The organism is Holdemania filiformis (genome assembly GCF_003459085.1).
Taxonomy (GTDB): domain Bacteria; phylum Bacillota_I; class Bacilli_A; order Erysipelotrichales; family Erysipelotrichaceae; genus Holdemania; species Holdemania filiformis.
In genome coordinates this window covers 43,148-63,674 of record NZ_QRUP01000024.1, presented here as the reverse complement: position 1 = coordinate 63,674, position 20,527 = coordinate 43,148, and the positions used below count along the sequence as shown (strand labels likewise).

The 20,527-nt window shown below is 50.9% G+C and carries 14 protein-coding genes and 2 other annotated features; of the genes, 8 read left to right on the top strand and 6 right to left on the bottom strand.

Annotation, left to right across the window (positions count from 1 at the left end):
* Positions 1–858: 858 nt before the first annotated feature.
* Positions 859–2,787, bottom strand: coding sequence for a methionine--tRNA ligase (metG, locus tag DWY25_RS15245; protein ID WP_117895942.1), 1,929 nt, complete (start codon positions 2,785–2,787; stop codon positions 859–861).
* A 36-nt stretch (positions 2,788–2,823) separates the two neighbouring features.
* Positions 2,824–3,032, bottom strand: a binding site (T-box leader).
* Positions 3,033–3,170: 138 nt separating this feature from the next.
* On the opposite strand from metG, the gene DWY25_RS17890 reads away from it, so the two are divergent.
* From DWY25_RS17890 to DWY25_RS15230, 3 genes are all read left to right on the top strand, one after another.
* Positions 3,171–3,992, top strand: coding sequence for a prepilin-type N-terminal cleavage/methylation domain-containing protein (locus DWY25_RS17890; protein ID WP_117895941.1), 822 nt, complete (start codon positions 3,171–3,173; stop codon positions 3,990–3,992).
* A gap of 104 nt (positions 3,993–4,096) precedes the next feature.
* Positions 4,097–4,450 (top strand): OB-fold nucleic acid binding domain-containing protein, encoded by a 354-nt coding sequence (locus tag DWY25_RS15235; RefSeq protein ID WP_181981857.1) that lies wholly within the window; start codon positions 4,097–4,099, stop codon positions 4,448–4,450.
* A gap of 208 nt (positions 4,451–4,658) precedes the next feature.
* Positions 4,659–4,867, top strand: a binding site (T-box leader).
* Between the two features lie 176 nt (positions 4,868–5,043).
* Positions 5,044–6,672, top strand: a complete 1,629-nt coding sequence (locus DWY25_RS15230; RefSeq protein WP_244925993.1) for a peptide ABC transporter substrate-binding protein — start codon at positions 5,044–5,046, stop codon at positions 6,670–6,672.
* A 103-nt stretch (positions 6,673–6,775) separates the two neighbouring features.
* On the opposite strand, the gene DWY25_RS15225 is transcribed toward DWY25_RS15230, so the two are convergent.
* The 4 genes from DWY25_RS15225 to DWY25_RS15210 all read right to left on the bottom strand — a co-directional run bounded on the left by DWY25_RS15225 (position 6,776) and on the right by DWY25_RS15210 (position 10,580).
* Positions 6,776–7,732 (bottom strand): siderophore ABC transporter substrate-binding protein, encoded by a 957-nt coding sequence (locus tag DWY25_RS15225; protein ID WP_117895939.1) that lies wholly within the window; start codon positions 7,730–7,732, stop codon positions 6,776–6,778.
* A 129-nt stretch (positions 7,733–7,861) separates the two neighbouring features.
* Entirely contained in the window at positions 7,862–8,614 is a 753-nt protein-coding gene (locus DWY25_RS15220; protein ID WP_117895938.1) for an iron ABC transporter ATP-binding protein, read from the bottom strand.
* A complete protein-coding gene (locus DWY25_RS15215; RefSeq protein ID WP_117895937.1) occupies positions 8,608–9,579 on the bottom strand; it encodes an iron chelate uptake ABC transporter family permease subunit in 972 nt (323 codons plus the stop codon). Before DWY25_RS15215 ends, DWY25_RS15220 begins: the two co-directional genes overlap by 7 nt.
* The gene (locus DWY25_RS15210; RefSeq protein ID WP_147336701.1) at positions 9,576–10,580 is read right to left on the bottom strand and encodes an ABC transporter permease; all 1,005 of its coding nucleotides are present in this window, start codon (positions 10,578–10,580) and stop codon (positions 9,576–9,578) included. The genes DWY25_RS15215 and DWY25_RS15210 overlap by 4 nt, the downstream gene beginning before the upstream one ends.
* Before the next feature lie 325 nt (positions 10,581–10,905).
* On the opposite strand from DWY25_RS15210, the gene DWY25_RS15205 reads away from it, so the two are divergent.
* From DWY25_RS15205 to DWY25_RS15185, 5 genes are all read left to right on the top strand, one after another.
* The gene (locus DWY25_RS15205) at positions 10,906–12,417 is read left to right on the top strand and encodes a response regulator (RefSeq protein ID WP_117895936.1); all 1,512 of its coding nucleotides are present in this window, start codon (positions 10,906–10,908) and stop codon (positions 12,415–12,417) included.
* On the top strand, positions 12,414–14,180 hold the full coding sequence (locus DWY25_RS15200; RefSeq protein WP_117895935.1) for a sensor histidine kinase: 1,767 nt from the start codon (positions 12,414–12,416) through the stop codon (positions 14,178–14,180). The genes DWY25_RS15205 and DWY25_RS15200 overlap by 4 nt, the downstream gene beginning before the upstream one ends.
* Positions 14,177–15,457, top strand: a complete 1,281-nt coding sequence (locus tag DWY25_RS15195; protein WP_117895934.1) for an extracellular solute-binding protein — start codon at positions 14,177–14,179, stop codon at positions 15,455–15,457. Before DWY25_RS15200 ends, DWY25_RS15195 begins: the two co-directional genes overlap by 4 nt.
* Positions 15,454–17,172 carry a flavocytochrome c gene (locus DWY25_RS15190; RefSeq protein ID WP_117895933.1) on the top strand — a complete coding sequence of 573 codons (1,719 nt, stop codon included), beginning with the start codon at positions 15,454–15,456 and terminating at the stop codon, positions 17,170–17,172. The genes DWY25_RS15195 and DWY25_RS15190 overlap by 4 nt, the downstream gene beginning before the upstream one ends.
* 102 nt (positions 17,173–17,274) lie before the next feature.
* Positions 17,275–19,065 (top strand): FAD-dependent oxidoreductase, encoded by a 1,791-nt coding sequence (locus DWY25_RS15185; RefSeq protein ID WP_117895932.1) that lies wholly within the window; start codon positions 17,275–17,277, stop codon positions 19,063–19,065.
* A gap of 224 nt (positions 19,066–19,289) precedes the next feature.
* Here the strand turns inward: DWY25_RS15185 and DWY25_RS15180 are convergent, their stop codons facing one another.
* Positions 19,290–20,483, bottom strand: coding sequence for an FprA family A-type flavoprotein (locus DWY25_RS15180; RefSeq protein ID WP_117895931.1), 1,194 nt, complete (start codon positions 20,481–20,483; stop codon positions 19,290–19,292).
* Positions 20,484–20,527: the final 44 nt, after the last annotated feature.

Sequence of the window (20,527 nt, the reverse complement as noted above, 5' to 3'; positions counted from 1 at the left end):
GTTAATTATACAATAAACGTGATCTCATCTCAACGCATTTGAGTTTGTTTCATCATTTTCATTTTCTTTTGCCTCTGACGCATCGAAATTCTTAGAATATAAAAAAAGCCGCTAACCTGGCGAGAAGCGACTAAGCCCTACAAGGTTTCCCTTGCTACACTTATTATATCAAACGGAAGAGGTGAAGACAATAGAAAAAAAAGGGAAGTTTGATCAGCGAGCTTATATTACTCAATACCAAAAAGAACATTATAAGCGTGTAGTATGCAGGCTTTCAATTAACAAAGATCAAGACATTATTGAGGTTTTACAAAATACAGCTAATGTGAACGAATTTATAAAAGACTGCATACGAGAAAAACTAGATAAAAAGTGAGTTCTGCTATAGTTTGGCGACCGTACAGAACCCACAACCTACCAAAGATATAAAGCTTAACCGCGCACGGTTTGCGTCTTTAGCTTTAATAGCTTACCACATTGACAGCTCAAAGGCAAAGATCGTTTTACCCGTACTTTCTTCTTTTCACAGAAAACCGCTCATGATATTCCCTTAAGAACAGGGAAGCTGCTTCTCAGCGATGGAAATCAGACCTGGAATCTTGAAATCTACGGCGATTCTACGCTTCGCCTTAACTATCAGGCTTATTCAACAGGATGGTTCAGCAATTCAACGGATTCCCTGCTTGATCGCATCGAACAGGCTTACACGCAATATAAAAAGATGGATGCCAAAAGCATTAAGTAAGGAATAGAATCCAAGAGAGCACCGTCGATCAACATCAAAAAAACGCAGCGTTAGAGAATCCTCTAATTCTGCGTTTTCTTTCTTTTTTGTTCTCAATCAGAAATTTCTGAGGCTTAGCGAACCGTGCTGCCGACCGGCAGCTTTTCAACGGAAAGCACCTCGATCTGATTCTCGCCCATGCCGGCTAAAATCATGCCTTGCGACTCGACGCCTCTTAACTTGGCCGGCGCTAAGTTGGTGATGACGACAACTTTCTTGCCGACCATCTGTTCCGGCTTATAGCTGCCCGCGATGCCGCTGACAATCTGCCGCGGCTTTTCTTCGCCGATATCAATCTGAGACACCAACAGCTTGTCCGCTTTCGGATGCTTTTCGCAGGACAGAACCTGTCCGACCTTCATTTCAATCTTTGCAAAGTCATCGATCGTGATCTGCGGTTTCGCCGGCTCCGCTGGTTTTACCGGCGCCTTCTTCGGCTGTTCCGCTTCGATCTTTTCCAGCATTTCCTTTTCATCGATCCGCGCAAACAAAATCTGCGGCTTCGGTGTTACATGAATACCATCTTCCAGCTGCCCGAAAGTCAGCACGGAATCATAGCTGCGCTGCTGCGTATTGAGCTGATCGAGAATGGCTTTCGACGTTTCCGGCAAATAACTTTCCAGCAGAATCGCCGCTATCCGGATACTTTCCAGCAGGTTATACAAAACGGTAGCCAGACGGTCTTTCTTCGTTTCGTCCTTGCCCAGTGCCCACGGCATCGTTTCGTCGATATATTTATTGCTTCGGCGCAGCAGAGCGAAAATTTCGTCAATCGCGTCTGCGACCCGCAGTTCGTCCATCTTTTTCTGAACATTCGCCGGCGTTGCTTTAGCCAAGGCGATCAGTTCGTCATCAATCGGATCGCTGACGTTCGCGTTATGGACTAATCCGCCGAAATACTTATTGGTCATCGACAGCGTGCGGTTGACCAGATTGCCGAGGATATTCGCCAGATCGGAATTGATCCGCTCAATCATTAATTCATAGGTGACCGTGCCATCCTGGGCAAACGGCATTTCATGAAGCATGATGTAGCGCACGGCATCGACGCCGAAGTAACGAACCAGATCATCCGCATAAATTACATTGCCCTTGGACTTGGACATCTTGCCCTCGCCCACCAGCAGCCATGGATGACCGAACACCTGCTTCGGCAGCGGCAGATCCAGCGCCATCAGCATAATCGGCCAGTAGATCGTGTGGAAACGCAGAATATCCTTACCGATCAGATGGACATCCGCCGGCCAGTAGTGCTTAAACTTTTTGCCATGATTGCCGTCGCAGTCGTAGCCCAGACCGGTGATGTAGTTGGTCAGCGCGTCGATCCAGACATACACGACATGCTTCGGATCAAAATCAACCGGTACGCCCCAGGTAAAGGAAGTGCGGGAAACGCAAAGATCCTGTAAACCCGGCTTGATGAAGTTGTTGATCATTTCGTTCTTGCGGGATTCCGGCTGAATGAATTCCGGGTTTTCTTCAATGTGCTTCAGCAGGCGATCCGCATATTTGCTCATACGGAAGAAATAAGCTTCTTCCTTCGCTTTTTCGACTGGCGCGCCGCAATCCGGGCATTTCCCGTCGACGATCTGGCTTTCAGTAAAGAATGATTCGCAAGGCTTGCAATACCAGCCCTCGTATTCTGATTTGTAAATATCACCCTGATCATACAGCTTCTTAAAAATCTTCTGAACCTGACGCTCATGATCCGGATCGGTTGTCCGCATGAATTTATCATAGGACGTATTCATCAGATCCCAGATTTCCTTGATCTGCCCTGCGACCTGATCGACGAACTGCTGCGGCGCTACGCCTGCGGCTTTGGCTTTATCTTCGATCTTCTGTCCGTGTTCATCCGTTCCGGTCTGAAAGAAAACGTCGTATCCCAGCATTCTCTTATACCGGGCGATACTGTCGGCGAGAACAATTTCATAAGTATTGCCGATGTGCGGCTTGCCCGACGTATAGGCAATCGCCGTTGTAATGTAATATTTTTCGCTCATGATAATTCCTCCTTTTTTATAATAAAAAAACGTCCTTGAAAGGACGCTGATTTCGCGCGGTACCACCTTACTTCATATCTTCTCGATATGCGCTTGCTTCTTAACGCGAAGTCACGTCTTATCCTACGCTGTTCGGATAATCAGTTCCAAGACCATGTTCGCTTCTGTTTTCCGTCCTGCTTTCACCTGCCCAGGCTCTCTAATTCAGAAAATGGAGAAGCTACTCTTCTTTTCTCTACCTTTACGCCCTTAATTATAGTCACAGAAACTGCCGATGTAAAGCCTTAATCTCGCCTGTCAATGCTTTTTTCTTACGATTGTTTCACTAGTTCTCTATCGCTAAAGCATGATATAATGGTTATCAAAGAGGGAAGTGTATAATTATGCGAAAACAGAAGAAGCGCGGTTTCACATTAATCGAGTTAATCGTCGTCGTTGCGATACTGGTTGCTTTGTTACTCATATTGGTCCCAAGACTCACAGGCTTTACGTCGACGGCAGCTGAAGTCCAGTGTCAGCAGACCCGACAGAAAGTCATGGAAATGTACAATGCTTACCAGATCAAAGGCGAGCCGGTGTCGATTGAGGATTTATTAAAGAACAAAGATGATGAATATTTTATTTCCACACCGAAATGCGCGTCGGGAGGAAAGTTAACCGCAATTGAAATTAAAGGCGTTGTGACATTAATTAGATGCTCAAAACATGGAAGCATTTCAAGTGGAAACCTTGATTACACGCCGAAAGGTATTCAAAGCGCGATGTTGGAATTCATGAAATTCTTGACTGAACAGAAGAAAACTAATCGTGATATTATTAGGGAGTTAACTGGAAATTCTGTTTTGAACAATGACGCTATCCGAAATTTTATGAAAAATGAAATATACGGAGGCTCTTGGCCGACTTTGGATAATGGAATTGTTAATGCAGCAAATTTGCCAAAAGGTGACTATAAAATACAAATTTGTTATAGACATGTGACTGATCCAAATGTGGAAAACCCTTATAACAATCCTGTTCCAGAAAATACGATTATCTATGCTTCCACAATTCAAGGGGGAAACTGGAATACGAGTCTTATTTACAATCAAGATGATAATAAATGGTATTCAGGTAAGAGTTTAGTTATAAACGGAAAGACCTGGACAGAGGTAAAAACACTAATGGAGGAAAAAGGCTGGAAGCCTGTCGAATACAGCGAATAAAACTATGACAACTTCATGACATTTTCCAATCTCTTCAATTTTTTCATTCCCTAATCCTTCTAATCTTATGGAATCACCTAAAAGGGTGCATGGAGGATAAAGTAATGAGAAAAATAGTCATGATCATCTTAACCGCAGGTTTACTGTTGGGAACAGCCGCTTGTCAATCAAAGGAAGACAAGCCAACACCGAGCCTTACTCCCGGAGCTGCTGAATCTCCGTCGACTTCAGAGACAAAGCAAGGGGAAGAAAAAACCATCACCGGAAAAATCAGCGATATTAAAAATGTCATGTTCATTCTGGATGATGGAAAAGAGGCCTATGTTTTTCCGATTGATGAAAACTTTAAAATGGACGGAATCCAAGACGGCGATCAGGTTCAGGTCACATATACCGGAGAATTGAGCGTCACTGGTGATACAGAATTTACGACGATCAAAGTTGAAAAAGTGAACTGATCAAAAACAGAAATGACAAAAGGATGAGGATGAAAAATTCCTCATTTTTTTCTTTCATTTAATTCACAAGGAAAACGCGATCCACGCTACCGCTTAAAATCATGATTGAATTATTGTTTTCTTTCTGGATGAAAATAATTTCTAATATTTTGAAAACAGATTCATTTTGTTATTGACAGATTTTCATTTGTCGTTTAGACTAAGAATCATAAAATCGATGAACAGAAAAAGTAAGCGGAAGAATCCATCAGCGAGCTGACACAGAGTGAAAGGTCAGCGGCACTTGTTCCGGTGAAAACGCATCTGGGAGATGACTTTCTGAATTCAGTAGGAAAGTCCGCATATCCGCGTTAAGGATTTGAGGAGGCCGGGATAGACCGGCAATTAGAGTGGCACCGCGAATCCATCGTCTCTAGCATAGGCTAGGGACGATTTTTATTTTCCCTGAGGATTCTGGAAAGGAGTGATGTTGATGATTCCCCCTGTAAACTTAACAACTTATAAACAGAAATCAGAAACCCAACATTCTAAGAAACGCTACCGACGATGTTTCTGCTTCTTTACCAAAACCCATTTAAGAAAGGAAAATAACCATGAAAAAATTAAATATGCTTCTCTGCGCAGGCTTATTAGTCCTGAACACCGCTTGTTCTACCAAGCCTGACCCTTCTTCACCAACACCGGAAACAAAACAAAATTCCATCGTCGTCGCAGTCGGCGGACAAATTACGACGCTGGATCCCGGCTTCAATACGGAAACTGTCAACAACTACATTCTGGCCCATACCGTTTCCAGCCTGATGACCAAGGATGAGAACGGCAACGTCATTCCGGAGCTGGCCGAAAGCTATACAGTCAGCGATGATGGCCTGACTTATACGTTAAAGATCAAAGACGGACTAACCTGGAGCGACGGAAAACCGCTGACCTCGCAGGACTTCAAATATGCCATCCTGCGGAATCTGACTTATGGAGCGGAAAACTCCCTGACGATCTATAATCTGATCACCTATCTTAAAGGCGCGGAAGAAATCGCATCGAATACCGATCTCGACGCTACCACGCTGGAAATCGACGGCGTTGAAACACCGGACGACGCGACGCTCGTTCTGACTCTGAAACAACCCTGCGCCTTTTTCCTGAATTTGTTATGCGGCAACGTCTGGTCGCCATTAAGAGCCGACTTTGCGGATCCGCATGATTCCACCTGGGCGCTGAAGCCGGGTTATCCAAGTATCGGCGCATATCAGCTGGCGGAGTGCAACGAGAATGAAAAAGCCGTCATCGTTAAAAATGACAGCTACTACAATGCCGACGCGATCACGCTGGATCAGATCACCTTCCTCGTTATGCCGGACAGCGACGCCCAGTCATTTGCTTATAAAAATGGTGAAATTGATATCGCACTGAATGTTCCGGTTGACGTTGGCGTCAATTATCCTAACCAGAACGAAGTCTGGAATATTCCGTCTCCGACCTCTTACTTCATCGCGCTCAATTCTGGATCTACCGCTCCGGAATGTCTGAAAGACAGCCGGGTTCGGAAAGCGCTGGCGATTTCAATTGATAAAGAAGCCCTGGCATCCACATTGGGACCGGAAGAATACTATCAGGCTCTGGCCGGCTATGTTCCAGTCGGATTGAATGGGATCGACGGGGACTTCCGGAAGGAAGCCGACGCGCAAGGCACTATGCAGGCCTACGATCCGGAACAGGCGAAGACACTGCTGAAAGAAGCCGGGTATGATGAAACAAATCCGTTGAAAATCAAATACAAATATTCTTCCTCCTTCATCCACGCCGACGTCGCGCAGATCTTGGAAGCGATGTGGAAAACCATCGGGATCGACTGTGAACTGGAAGTTGTGGAATCCGGCGTTTTCTACAATCAGATCGACAACGGCGACTTCGAGCTTTCCCGTTACGGTTATACCGCCAGCGACGATCCTTCTCAATTTCTGACCTTGTGGACAATCGGACAACAAGTTGTTCCGGCCGTCGAGGATCCTGCTTATGATCAAATGATTCAGGAGGCAGCGGCGATCGTCGATCATACGGAATACATGAACGCGCTGCATGCGGCTGAAGAATACCTGATCGAGGAACAATCCTATATCATTCCGCTGTTCAGCTACAACACGCCAATTCTCAAGAGTGAAAAAATCCAGAATGCCACCAAGAAAGGCACGACGCCGTATTACGGCTACGTCACGCTGCAATAGCTTCCAAATTTTCTCTCCCCGCTAAACTCCCTTACACTCGTTTAGAGTAAAAAGGATGAACGTGTGCTTCTCATGAGCGAAGCCGCCTTCATCCTTTTGTTTTTTATTTCAGTAATGCCGCTTCCAGATCCTGAAGCATCACATCCAGCGCGGTAATTCCGCCTTCCGCCAGGTACCAGACCGTCGGCGTGAGGTAGACGATGTTGCCGTTCTGCGCGGCCAGCGTCTTGGCTGTCAGTTCGTTCTTCATGACTTCCTCCGCCAGCTTTGCGCCTTCGGTATTGATCGCAGAATCACGGTCAAGCACGAAGATATATTCCGGATTCAGCTTGACCAGCAGTTCCATCGACGATTCGTTGCCATGCGTGGAATCAATGTCGTTCGCCAGATTGGTAAAGCCGATTTCATTGCCGATCAGCGAGCACCGGCTGCCATTGCCGAGGGTATTGAAGTTGCTGGAAGTGACCATGCCGATCACCGCGGTTTTGCCTTCCGCCGCCTGGCGCAGCGTTTCAATCCGGCTGTCAAAACCGGCCAGCTGCTCCTTGGCTTTGTCTTCCATATTAAATAAGGAAGCTACGGTCATGGCGTTCTGCTTCACACTTTCCACAATGCCCAGCTCAGCGTCCGTACTCAGATACACAACCGGGGCAATCTCAGACAACGCATCGTATTGTGCGCTCAGCCGGCCGCCGATGAAAATCAGATCCGGTTCGCTGGCCATCAGCGCTTCCCTATCCACTTCTTTCAACGTTCCCAGATTCACGATTGCTTCATTTTCATTATACGTTTTCAGATAATCGACCGTTGAGGATTTCGGCATGCCGACAACGCGGCCGCCCAGGCCCCAGCTGTCCAGCATATCCAGCACCGCCATGTCCAGAACCGCAATCCGCTGCGGATCCGCCGGGACTTCCAGCGACACCCTTTCCTGATTGCCGTTGAGCGTCGTGATCGTCATCGTGGGCTTCGATTCCGACTGCCCCTCATTCTGGGGTTTGGCGGTGCAGGCTGTAAGCATTAACAAGCCGGCTGCCATGAATACTGCTAATTTTTTCATTGTTTCTCTCCTTTTTATTTATTTCTTCCAAGTCTTGATCGGGTGTTTCAGGCGGGAACTTCCCCGCCAACTGTCCTTCATTCAAAGTCCGGCGGCAACTTTTCTCTGACCTTCCTGCGAATCAGGTCTTTAATAATAGATCGACAACGGCCGGCCCGCGACCTGTTGGATCTCAAAGTCCACGCCGTAGATTGCCGAAAGGTTTTCCTTGGTGATCACGTCCTCAACGGTTCCAAATTGCGCGACCCTGCCGTTCACGAACGCGCAGATATAATCCGAATAAAACGCCGCGTAGTTAATTTCATGCAAGACCAGAATCACCGTTTTTCCCAATTCATCGCACAGCCGCCGCACAATTTTCATCATGTTCGACGCATGGTAGATGTCGAGGTTGTTCGTCGGTTCGTCCAACAGAATATAATCAGTATCCTGAGCGATGACCATCGCGATCATCGCCCGCTGCCGCTGCCCGCCGGACAGCTCGTCGATAAATTGATCGGCGATCGCTTCCAGCTCCATGTAGGCCAGCGCTTCGTCCGCTTTCTGCCGGTCTTCTTCCTGCAGCCGCCCCTGGCTATAAGGAAAACGGCCAAAGCTGACCAGCTCGCGCACCGTGAGCTTCATCTGAATGTTGTTGGACTGCGTCAGAATCGCCAGCCGCTTGGACAAGTCGCGGCTGTTCCATTGAGCCAGATCCTTGCCTTCAAAATGCACCAGCCCCGCATCCTTGGCGACCAGCCGGGAGATCATCCCCATCACCGTTGATTTGCCTGCGCCGTTCGGGCCGATCAGGGACAGAACCTTGCCCTTGGGAATCTCGAAGCTGACTTCGTCGACAACGCGCTTGGTGCCGTAGTGTTTTGTCAGTTGCTGAATTAACATATCCGCTGCCTCCCTTTGCCAAATAATAAAATCAGGAAATACAAACCGCCGCCGATCGTGATCAGCACGCTGATCGGGATGCTGTAAGAAAAGCCATGCTCGACCACCAGCTGTCCGCCGACCAGAACGATCATTCCCAGCACCGCCGAGCCGAAGATCAGCCAGGTGTGCTTGTACGTCTTAAACAGCTGCCGCGACAGATTCGCGATGATCAAGCCCAAAAAAGAAATCGGGCCAACCAGCGCCGTGGCGATCGCGATCAGCACCGTCACGCCCAGCAATAACCGGCGGATTGTCTTATCCACGTCCACACCCAGGTTAATCGCCTGATTCTTTCCCAGCGCGATCACATCGAGCAGCTTCAGCTCTTTCCGCAGCGCGAAGATCACTAAGCCGATCAACACGGCTGAGATCGCCAGCAGACTGGAATTGACGTTGGAAAAGCTGGCGACCAGCGAGCCTAACAGCGCGTCGTATTCGTTGGGATCCATGATCCGGGTCAGTGTCGTCTGCATGCTGGAGAAAAACGTCGACATGACTGTGCCTGCCAGCAGCACATAGAGAATCTGATGCTTCATCTTTTTAAACAACGTCCCGTAAATCAGGATCGCAGCCGCTCCCATGATCGTCAGATCGACGAGGAATGATAGTTGCGGATGTCGGGCGATCAAACTGCCGGAGCCGAGAAAGAACACCACCGCCGTATGAATCAGGGCATACAGTGAATTCATCCCCAGCAGGCAGGGCGTCACAATCGTGTTCTGAATCAATGTCTGAAAGACAATTGACGCACCGCCGATACAGAAGGCTGTCACGAGCATAACTAACAATTTCGGCACGCGCAGGCGCATTGCGAATTCGACATATTTTGGATTGACATTGAGCGTCAGATAACCGATCACCGCCAGAATGACCAGTGTGATCAGAATCGCTGCTTTTAATTGATTGACATCTTGGCGTTTCATCCCCTGCAGCCTCCTTCCGGTTTTCTGACAATACGGGCTTTCCCGTTGAGCCGCATCCAGAGCAGACCGATGAAGATCAGACTGCCCAGAATCCCGACGATCAGCTCGATCGGCAGCTCATACGGAGCGATGACCACCCGGCCGAGCATGTCGCAGACCAGGACAAACAACGCCCCGAACAGCGCGGTATCGGCCAAAGTTCCGCGCAGCTTGTCGCCCTTGAACATCGTCACCAGATTGGGAACGATCAGTCCTATGTAGGAAATACTGCCGGCCACGACGACGATACTGGCCGTGATCATCGCGGCGATCGTCAGTCCCAGAAACAACACGGCGTTATAGGGCACGCCGAGGTTCTTTGAGAAATCCTTGCCCATGCCGACGATATTGAAATGATTGGCAAACAGAAACGCCGCGAGAACTAACGGCACAACCAGAATGACCAGCTCGTAGCGGCCCTTCATCACTAAGGAAAAGTGCCCGACCAGCCACGAGGAGAGCGCCTGCGTCATTTCATATTTATACGCCAGATAGTTCGTGATTCCGCCGATCACATTGCCGAACATAATGCCGACTAATGGCACCATCACGACGTCCTTGAACTGAATCCGCTGAATAAACGCCACAAAGATCCAGGTTCCCGCAATCGCGCTGACGAAGGCAAAACCCGCGCGCACCCACAGCGTCGAGCCAGGCATGAACAGAAAAGCGAACAGAATTCCCAGCTGAGCGGAGGAAATCGTCGCGCCGGTCGTGGGCGAAACAAATTTATTCATACATAGCTGCTGCATGATCAGGCCCGCGACGCTCATGCCCATTCCGGTGCACAAAATTGCCAACAGCCGCGGCAAGCGGGACAGCACCAGAATTTCCAGTGCTTCCCAGTTCCCGTTCAGCACATCTGACACACTGAAATTGACCACGCCGATAAACAGTGAAAGCACAGAACAGAGAACCAGAACTGCCGCCAGAAGCAGCGTACTTCTAACTCGTTGAAGCATAGCGATCTCCTTTCAGAAATAGTTGTTAGTTTAATCTAACTTCGATCGAAAAAGAAAAGAGTCGACGCCGGATCGATTCTTTCTGTTTAAGTTAGCTGATTCTAACCTTAAGCTCGTTCAGTTTACCATGCACTCTGAAAAAAAGCAAGTCCTCTCGTTTCTGCTTCGCTGGTATATATTGTTAAGAAACGAAAGTCAGTAATTCTCTCATTCTTTCATGGATGGTTTTCAGCTAGCTTGTTTTGTCAAGATAGCCGGGTTCACATTTTGCCTGAATTCCTGAACTATGATACACTGGAATCAATGAGAGAAAAAGAGGGGTGCTATGAATCAATCCGAGTCTTCTTTATGCCGTGTTTTCCTGGTCGACGACGATCTTCTGGTTCTGGATGATCTGCGGGAATTAATCGCCTGGGAAGCGGAAGGTTTTGAAATCATCGGAACCGCCGGCAATGGGGAACAGGCGTTAGCGCAGCTAGCCCAAACCCCGGCGGATCTGGTCTTCGTCGATATCGAGATGCCGCGGTTAAACGGACTAGATTTTATCCGCCGGCTGCGCCAGATCGATCCGCAGGTGCAGACGCTGCTGCTGACCGCCTTTTCACGTTTTGATTACGCGCGGGAAGCGGTCTCGCTGGGTGTCTACAATTACATCCTCAAGCATGAGCTGACCGCCGAGGTGCTGCTTGAAAATCTGCGCGGAATGCGTGAACAGCGTAAGCAGCGCAAGGCCGCCAGCTATCTGGACGAACAAACCCGCTTCCGCCAGCTGCTTTGGGGCAACGATGAAGGCGCATTGGACTCCGCGTCCGAACCGTTTGCTTCCCACAAGGGAATCGGTCTGGTCTGCCTGCGGCATCTGCCTTCACTGGACGAATTGAGTCATCCTGCGGACACGCTGTCCACGGACGTTTTTTTAGCTTCCGTCCAACAAGCTTTGCTTCCGCTGCGCAAAATCCGTTCCTTTCTGGTCTTTCCTCAATCCGCACAGGAATTGTGGTTTGCCGTGGAAGTGGACCAGCCAGGGGACAGCGTACCTTATGAATTCTGCACCGCGCTGCGGGAAGCATTAGAAAACAAACTCACTCCAGCCGGATTCTTTGTCAGTCCCATCGCCCCCGACCGCCAGGAATTACGCCGGCTGTATCGTTTGATGAATCAGCGGCAGACGCAGCTGTTCTACTTTGCCCCCGGCCGGATTACCTTACTCCATGAATGTCCGGTTTTTGATCCCTTCGACGCCGCGGATTGGGAAGTACGGCTGACCCAGACCGACACCCTCGCCGCGCTGCGTCCGGTGCTTTCCGCGTTTCTCGACGCGCTCGCGCAGCATCGGCCGCCGCTGCCGCAGGTCTTGTTAGCGATCAAGCTGATGCTGCAGAAGCTGCAGAAAATGCTGCCGGCTGCCGTTCTCGCTGACGACAATTTTTCCCAATGGAAAACGATCAGCACCTTTCAGGAGCTGAACGCATTTGTGCATCGTTGGCTGCCAGCTTTAGAAACTCAGGCGCAGACCAGCCGCAAAACCAGTTTCATGCTGAACTATTTACAGGAACACTGCGCCGATGAAAACGTGCTCGACGATCTCTCGCAGACGCTGCAGATGAACCGGGAATATTTAAGCAAGCTGCTGAAAAAAGAAACCGGTCAGACGTTGGCTCAGACGCTGCTTGAGCTGCGGCTGCAGAAAGCGATGCGGCTGCTGAAGCAAAACGATTTGAAAATCTATGAGGTCGCGCAGCGATGCGGATTCCATTCCAGCCAGTATTTCGCGATCGTCTTCTATAAGAAATACCACGTTTATCCCAGCGATATACTGAAGGAGCCTTACGCATGAGGCCCTTAATTCTCCGCAGGCGGCTTGCTTCGCTGCTTCCGCCCCGGCTCTCCGTCAAGCTGGCCGCGGCGCTGGGGGCGCTGGTGCTGGTCATGACAAGCGTAACCAGCTTCGTTTCCTATCATTATTTCGCGCACATCCTGACCCAGGAAAACCTGAAAAAAGACGCTCAGGTGCTCCGGCAAAACGCCCAGCAGCTGGAAAGCTCCGTCCAGGAACTGATGATCATCACGCGGAATCTTCTGGCTGACCCCCAGCTTCAGCAATTCTGCCATACCGAAGATCCCAACTATTTCCAGCGCGAGGAAGCCGCCGAGCTGTTAACCCGCTATCTGTCGGTTCAGGATCTGCTTCACAGCGCGTTGATTCTGCGTGAGGATCAGGTTTTATGGAATCTCTACCCGCTCGATCAAACCTTTGATGCGCTGAAAACATCGCCGGATGAAATTCGTCCGGCTGGATTCACGGAAGCCTTCCAAGTTCATTCCGGCGTCGATTCCTTCTGGCTGGCCGCTTATCATACGCCGATTTCCGATCTCGCCCATCCTCAGCAGAAAATTGGTGAGTTGTGGGTTCTGCTGGACCTGCGGCAGTTAGAATCCCGGATCGCAACCTGGAATCTGCCTCAGCAGGAGATGACGCTGATGCAGGGACAAACCGTTCTGATTCCCTCCCCTTCCGGAATCAATGAACAAAGACTAGACGCCGTCAACACCCTTTCAAGCACCGCCGTCCAGCCGGTCCAAAGCGGATACTACCTGACCAGTCCGGTTGAAGGTACGCCCTATACGCTGCTTTCCTACCGGCCGCATGCCGCGCTGCGCGGCCGGGCTTCCTTTCTGATCGTCTTTTTCATCTTGTTTTCCTTGTTGATCTTTCTGTTGTTTTTACTGATTCTTTCGCGCATCGTCAAACAGTTCACCGCCCCGTTAACCACGCTGACCGACGGCTTGAATCAATTTGCATCCGGCGATCTGACAACGCAGATTGACATCCATAGCCACGATGAGCTGGAAGTGCTGGGCGATACATTCAATACGATGGTTGTCCGGATTCATCAGCTGCTGGATCAGGCAGTGGAAGATGAAAAAATCCGCAAGAAGTTAAAATTCGACATGATGATCTCGAAGATTCATCCTCATTTCATCTATAATACGTTAAATTCCGTGATCGTGATGGCCCGCCGGGGCGGAAATCAGGAGGTTGTCGACATGGTGCGGGCTTTGATCTTGATTTTACAGGATGGAATGGCGGTGCATGAGGATCTGTTGATGGATACGATCGCCCGCGAACGTTCCGTGATCGAAGCGTATGTCACAATTCAAAATTACCGTTATAAGCAGAAATTCAGCGTCGTCTACGATATTGAGCCCGGCTTGGAAGAACAGCTGATCGCCAAGAATATCCTTCAGCCGCTTGTTGAAAATGCGATTTTCCACGGGATCATTCCCAAGGATGGGCCCGGACAGCTGACGCTTTCCATTCATCGGCGACAGGATCAGCTGCATGTTGAGGTCCGCGACGACGGCGTCGGTCTGCGCCCGGAACTGGCGGCGCTCATCGAACAGGGAGCGGAAGCGCTCAGCGCCCACCGTCAGGCAGAGAAAAACAGCGTGCATTCGATCGCGCTGGTCAATGTCTGCGAACGACTGGAATTTCTTTATGGTCATCCCATCCATCTGAAAGTACAGAGTGAACTTGGAAAAGGGACGGCCTTTCTCTTCGATCTGCCGCTGGTGACGAAAGGAGGAAGCACCTCATGAAATTTTACCGCCTCAGCTTGGTCGTTTTAACGCTGGCCCTGGCGCTCTTTCTGTCCGCCGCGTTTTCAGCGCCGCCGGCTGCGCCGGCAAATCCGCCGCAGGAAGTGCTCACCGTCTGGGGCTGGGATGATTTTCTCCCCGACGCCTTCGCTGAATACCAAAAAGCGCATCCTGAGATCGCGCTTAACTACACCGTAGTAGAAAAAAGCGAAATGCTGCAGCGATTCAAATTGGCGCTGGCGCTCAATCAGCCGCTGCCGGACATCTGTATTCTGGAAAGTGAAACGCTGGATGGGATCGATGGCTCTGAGCTGTTTCTCGATCTGGAGGAAGCGCCTTATTCTCTGCCCCGCGATCAGGTGCTGGAGTTCCGGCTGGCCCAGTTTGAGAATGAACAGGGACATCTATGGGCCGTGCCGGCAACACTGTCTGCCAGCGGCATCGCCTACAACCGCGCCATTGCCCAGGCTTTCTTACAAACTGAGGATCCTGTTCAGGTTGGCATCGTCTTCAGCAGCTGGGCCGATGTCGTCAGCAAGGGATTGAAGTTCCGGAAGCAGTTCCCGGAGAAGGCGATGTTCGCTTCACTGGAAGACGCCGCGGTGATGTTGTTTGGTCAGTCCCGCACGCCTTACCTTCAAAACAATACGCTGCTTCAGCCCTACCGCTTTCTCAATGCTTTCCAGATTCTGGACGCGCTGCAGGAGGCCGGATTAGCTTTGTCCTATCAACAATATTCGCCGCAGTGGATGAATTCGCTGGAAACAGATCAGGTCTTCTTTTATCCCTGCTCGCTCTGGTTAATGTCGATGGGCATTTTCCATACCGGTCAATCCTGGGGCTTCACCCGGGCGCCCAGCGGCAGTTATGCCTGGGGCGGCACGGTCTGGGCGATCCCCAAGACCAGCCGTCATGCCGAAGCTGCCTGGAACTTCATTCAGGCTGTACTGCTTTCGCCTTCGGGCGCGGCTTACGCGAAGAATCATGGCACCGGCACGCTCATCAGCTACAGTCCAGCCTATGCCGAGGAAGGATATCAGGATCTGATCATGGAAGATTTCGCCGGCCAGAACATCGGCAAGATGTATTTCGATCAGATTTTCCCCGAAGTTCAGACCCGGCCTGCCGGAGAAAATGAAGCGTTGTTAAAGGAAGTCTATCTGCAGACCGTACGGGCAATGATGGGAATGCCGGAAATGAACGGCGAGGAAGCTTACGTCTTGTTTTTACAAAAGCTGCGTCAGCGGCTGCCCGATTACCAGGAGGAATCCGCATGAAAATAAAAATCATTCTGGCCTGGCTCAGCCTGGCGCTGATCAGCGGCTGCGCCGCTTCCTCAACCCGCTGTCAAATCGAAGGTTATCTGGGGCCCATGGAAATCGAAGTCCGCAGCCAGAATCAGCGAATTACTGAACTCCGCGTTCTTTCTCATGAAGATACCGCGGAAATCGCCGATCCCGCCTTTGCGGAATTTATCGCTCAGGTGCTGGAATATCAAACCCTGCAGATCGATGCCGTCGCCGGAGCGACCGAATCCTGCCAGGCTCTGCGTCGGGGGATTGAACAGCTGCTGAAACGTCAGGGTTTTACCGACGAACAATGTTTCCGGCCGCTCCCGGAAACGCCGGTCAAGCAGGAAGAACCGCTTAAGACCTACGATGTCGTTGTGATCGGCGGAGGCGGAGCCGGACTGACGGCCGCGGTGAGCGCAGCTCAGCAGGGTGCGTCAGTCGCGGTGCTGGAGAAAACCGGCAGTCTGGGCGGCAATACGATTCGGGCCACGGCGATGTATAACTGCGTCGACGACGCACTTCAGCGTCCGCTCAACATTGCGGACAGCGAACAACTGTTTTTTGAAGAAACCTACAACGGCGGGCATCAGAAGGCCAAGCCGGAACTCGTGCGGATCCTGACCTCCCAAGCGGATGAAGGATTAGCTTTCCTGCAGGAGCTGGGGCTGCAGATCGACACGGTGATCGACAACTGTCTGGGCGGCGAACATGCCCGCGGACATTACTCCAAAGCGCATAACGGAACGGATTTCATTCAGGTGCTCGGCGACGCCTGCGCCCGGGAAGGCGTCGATCTCTATCTCAATACGAAGGCGGAAGCTCTGCTTCAGGACGACTCCGGCGCAATTATCGGCGTGACGGCGGCGCATGAACGCCAGACGATCCAGTTCGAGGCGCGCCGGGGTGTGATTCTGGCGACCGGCGGCTTCGGCTACAACGTGGAGATGCGGATGCACTATGACCAGAGTTTAACCGGCGACCTGCTTTGCAGCAATGCTCCGGGAACGCTCGGCGAGGGGATCGTCATGGCGGAGGCCGTTGGTGCTTCCTTAATGAATATGGAATACATCGAGCTGTATCCGATGGCCGATATTTATGACGGAGGACTGCACAATTCCATTCCCAACGCGATCAACCACGGCATTCTCGTCAACACGCAGGGCGACCGCTTTATCCGCGAGGACGCCGGCCGCGACGAGCTGGCCGAAGCGATCCGCAGCCAGGAACATGGTTTTGTGTATTCGATCGCCGACGATGATTTTTCCACATTGCAGGAAGACCGTGACTTCCTGGAAGGACTGGTGCTGATGGGACAGGTTGTCAAAGCGGACAGTCTGGACGAGCTGGCCCGCCTGTTGGATCTGGATCCGGTTTTATTGAATACGGCAATTGCCGACTATAACCGCAGTGTCGAGGCGCAGAACGATCCCCGGTTCCACCGCAAAACGCTGATCAACAAAATCGATCATCCCCCTTTCTACGCTACCGCAAAAACCGTCACCGTGCATCATACGCTGGGCGGGGTGGAAATCAATGAAAGGACACAGGTGCTGAATTCGCAGAAGCAGCCGATTCCCCATCTCTTCGCCGCGGGCGAGGTCACCGGCGGAATTCATGGCGCCAACCGTTTAGGCGGCAATTCATTCCCGGACTGCATTGTTTTCGGCCGGATCGCGGGAACTGAGGCTGCCCGGAATTAAATCCGCATCCGGATATCTGAAACTTGAACAGAATGTCCAGTTTTTCGCTCGACCCCCGCTTGTGATTTTTTTATAATTTCCTTATTCAAGGAGGAAAGAGAAATGAAGAAATACCTTGCCCTGATTCTTGGCTTATGCCTGACTGTGGGCTTAGGCGGCTGCGCGAACACGCCCGCCGAAAAAACACCGGAAACCCAACCGGAATCCGGTAACGAACAATTTGACATCGTCATCGTCGGCGCCGGCGGCGCCGGTCTGGCCGCGGCTGTGGAAGCGCATGAACAAGGCGCTGACAACATCCTGGTTTTAGAAAAAATGTCCTTTGCGGGCGGCAGCACAACGATGGCGTTCGGCGGCTTTAACTGCACGAACTCCCGCTTCATGGATGAACAGGGGAAAGAAGAAACCCCGGTGATGTTAGTAGACAAAATCGTCAAAAACGGCGCAGGTTTCGCGGATGTCGACATGGCCGGCATTATCGCGATGGAAACGCCGAAAGTCATCGAATGGCTGGACGGCTTTGGATCCGAATGGGGAAAGATCCGCTATGCCGACCTGCACTGCCCGACCGACGGCACAATCCCGGGCGTTGAATTAGTCAAGGTCTTAAAAGAACAGGCGGAGAAAAACGGCATTGAAATCCGCTACAACAGTCCGGCTGTCGATCTGATCGCCGATGAAAGCGGACGGGTCAGCGGCGTTCAGGTCAAAGATGCCAACGGCGAATATACCATTGACGCTCAGGCTGTCATTCTGGCAACCGGCGGTTTTGAAAGCAACCCGGAAATGATCGCGAAATACGATAATCCAGGTCTGGCCCATATTCATTTAGCGCCAAGCCAGGGAAATATGGGCGACGGCATCGTGATGGCGGAAAAGCTGGGCGCAGAACTTCGCAACATGGATCTGATCCAGCTGTCCTGCGCGGTCGCTCCGTTCTCCATCCAGATGCAGCTGCCGATTAAAAACAACGGCGTCGTTTTCATCAACAAGGAAGGCAAGCGCTTCACTAACGAATACAGCGAAGCCAGCTCCGACCGTCGGATTACCGAGGATATCCTGAAGCAAACCGACGCGGAATGCTTCGGCGTTTACAACGAAACGATTTACCAGACGTTCATGGCAATTGAGGAAAAAGATTTCTTCGATGAATACCGCATGACCGGCATCGACAACAGCGGCACCGTCATCAAGGCGGATACGCTGGAAGAACTGGCGGAAAAGCTGGGCGTCGATCAGGAAACCTTCCTGGCGACCATGAACGGCTTAAAGACAGACAACATCGGCAACGAAGAAGTTGTCAAACTGGCGGATACCTACAAATCAGGTCCTTACTATGCCGTTACCTTAACACCGGGCGTCATGGATACTTTAGGCGGCGTTCTGGCGGATACCACCGGCCGCGTTATCAATAAAGAAGGCAAGCCGATCAAAGGCTTGTACGCGGCAGGCGAAGTCATCGGCAACGTTCAGGGTGCTTATTACTCTGTCGGCCTGGGCGAAGCGGTCGTCTTCGGACGTGTCTCTGCCCGCAATGCGATCGAATACATTAAAGATCGCCAGGGACTGACGGAACATGTTCCGTTTGACCGCGGTACTCCGCAGGAAAATAACGCGGAAACTGCCAAAGGCAATTTCACGGACGGCACGTTTACCGGTGAAGGCCAGGGCAACAACGGTCCGATCAAAGTAGAAGTCACAGTCAAAGACGGCAGCATCACGGAGATCCAGGTTCTGGAACAAGCGGAAACCCCAAACATCTATGCCGGAGCGGAAGAACAGTTCATTCCGGAACTGATCAAAACGCAGAATCTGGAAATTGACGCCGTCGCAGGCGCAACCAATTCCAGCAACGGACTGCGCGAAGCGGTCAAGAATGCGTTAAAGCAATAAACAACACGATTCCCTTCCGTTTTAAACTTCCCTTACTGTAAAGCGTTAACCTGAAGTCGGATCGCGAAGATCCAAAAACAATCTCCCCCCAAAAAAACAGACGATTTCCGCTGCGGCGGCGACCGTCTGTTTTTGTTATTTCACTGTTGGTCTTGAATCGGATCCGAAAGAAAGCGGATTTCTTTAATGACAGAAAGATGGCTTACCGGCTGAAGGAATCCAGCTTATTCCCCTGTGATTTGTTTTACCCAGTCGCGGCCCGCCTGTTCCGCTTCCGCAAGCTGCGCCGGCGATGGCTTAAACCGGACTTTCAAAGCGGGCATAACCGTAATCCGCAGCTGCTTTAACCGTTCTTCCAAATGCGCGAAGGCTTCCCCGCTCCAGCCATAGCTGCCGAAGACCGCGGCATATTTTCCGCCATGCACAACCGGATTCAAATAGGAAAGAAGCGTCCAGACCGGCGGCAGCGCTTCCGCCAGGATCGTCGGCGATCCCAGCAGAAATCCCCGGGCCTGTTCCAGCTTTTCCACCACTTCCGCAGTTGGGGTCTGCGTGAGTTCTACCAATTCTGCCTGCCAGCCGGCGCTTTCAATCCCGCGGGCAATGGCCTGGGCCAGCTGCTCTGTGTAGCCGTAAGCACTGACATACGCCAGAATCAGCTTGTTTTCTAATTGCGGCTCAACGTTCCATTGGCGATATTGCTCTACTATCCCATCCAACCCGCAATCCAGCACCGGTCCGTGTCCCGGACAGATCATCTTTATATCCAGACCTTCAACCTTGTCCAGCGCTTTCCGCATAAATGGACGGAACGGCTTTAGAATGTGATCGTAATAGTATTTTAACGCGCCCTGATACGCTTCGTGATCCTTGACCTCGCTCACGCGCAGCCCTTCAAAGGCATAATGCGCGCCGAAGGAATCGCAGGTAAACAAAATCCCGTCTTCCTGCACCAGCGTGTACATCGTATCCGGCCAATGCAGATTCGGCGCCATGATCAACTGCAGCGTCTTTCCGCCCAGGTCCAGCGTCATGCCTTCTTTCGCAATCAGCGAACGGAAATCCTGATTTACGATTTCCTTTAAGAACTGCAGCGCTGCCGGACTGCCGACCACCGTCAGGTCCGGATTGATTTCCAACAGTCTGGCAATCGAACCCGCATGATCCGGCTCTGTGTGATTGACGATCAAATAATCAATCTGCGCGATCGGCAGCACCGCTTCGATATGCTTTCGGAATTCATCAAAAAACGGCAGCTTGACCGTTTCAATCAGTGCGGTTTTTTCCAAGCCTTTTAACAGATAAGCATTGTAGGTCGTTCCATATTCTGTTTCCATGATAATATCAAAGACCTTCAGCTGCGGATCCTGGACACCCACCCAGGTCAGGTCGTTCGTTAATTGTTGATGGATTGCCATCTTGCATCACTCCTTCATTCATTGTTTCCCAAAATCCGGGAAAT

What these genes read in the sequence shown, in the direction of transcription:
- DWY25_RS15180 (WP_117895931.1), bottom strand. Translation starts at nt 20,483, where the DNA reads ATGGCAATCCATCAACAATTAACGAACGACCTGACCTGGGTGGGTGTC.
- DWY25_RS15195 (WP_117895934.1), top strand. Translation starts at nt 14,177, where the DNA reads ATGAAATTTTACCGCCTCAGCTTGGTCGTTTTAACGCTGGCCCTGGCG.
- DWY25_RS15205 (WP_117895936.1), top strand. Translation starts at nt 10,906, where the DNA reads ATGAATCAATCCGAGTCTTCTTTATGCCGTGTTTTCCTGGTCGACGAC.
- DWY25_RS15230 (WP_244925993.1), top strand. Translation starts at nt 5,044, where the DNA reads ATGAAAAAATTAAATATGCTTCTCTGCGCAGGCTTATTAGTCCTGAAC.
- DWY25_RS17890 (WP_117895941.1), top strand. Translation starts at nt 3,171, where the DNA reads ATGCGAAAACAGAAGAAGCGCGGTTTCACATTAATCGAGTTAATCGTC.
- DWY25_RS15200 (WP_117895935.1), top strand. Translation starts at nt 12,414, where the DNA reads ATGAGGCCCTTAATTCTCCGCAGGCGGCTTGCTTCGCTGCTTCCGCCC.
- DWY25_RS15210 (WP_147336701.1), bottom strand. Translation starts at nt 10,580, where the DNA reads ATGCTTCAACGAGTTAGAAGTACGCTGCTTCTGGCGGCAGTTCTGGTT.
- metG (WP_117895942.1), bottom strand. Translation starts at nt 2,787, where the DNA reads ATGAGCGAAAAATATTACATTACAACGGCGATTGCCTATACGTCGGGC.
- DWY25_RS15185 (WP_117895932.1), top strand. Translation starts at nt 17,275, where the DNA reads ATGAAGAAATACCTTGCCCTGATTCTTGGCTTATGCCTGACTGTGGGC.
- DWY25_RS15235 (WP_181981857.1), top strand. Translation starts at nt 4,097, where the DNA reads ATGAGAAAAATAGTCATGATCATCTTAACCGCAGGTTTACTGTTGGGA.
- DWY25_RS15215 (WP_117895937.1), bottom strand. Translation starts at nt 9,579, where the DNA reads ATGAAACGCCAAGATGTCAATCAATTAAAAGCAGCGATTCTGATCACA.
- DWY25_RS15220 (WP_117895938.1), bottom strand. Translation starts at nt 8,614, where the DNA reads ATGTTAATTCAGCAACTGACAAAACACTACGGCACCAAGCGCGTTGTC.
- DWY25_RS15225 (WP_117895939.1), bottom strand. Translation starts at nt 7,732, where the DNA reads ATGAAAAAATTAGCAGTATTCATGGCAGCCGGCTTGTTAATGCTTACA.
- DWY25_RS15190 (WP_117895933.1), top strand. Translation starts at nt 15,454, where the DNA reads ATGAAAATAAAAATCATTCTGGCCTGGCTCAGCCTGGCGCTGATCAGC.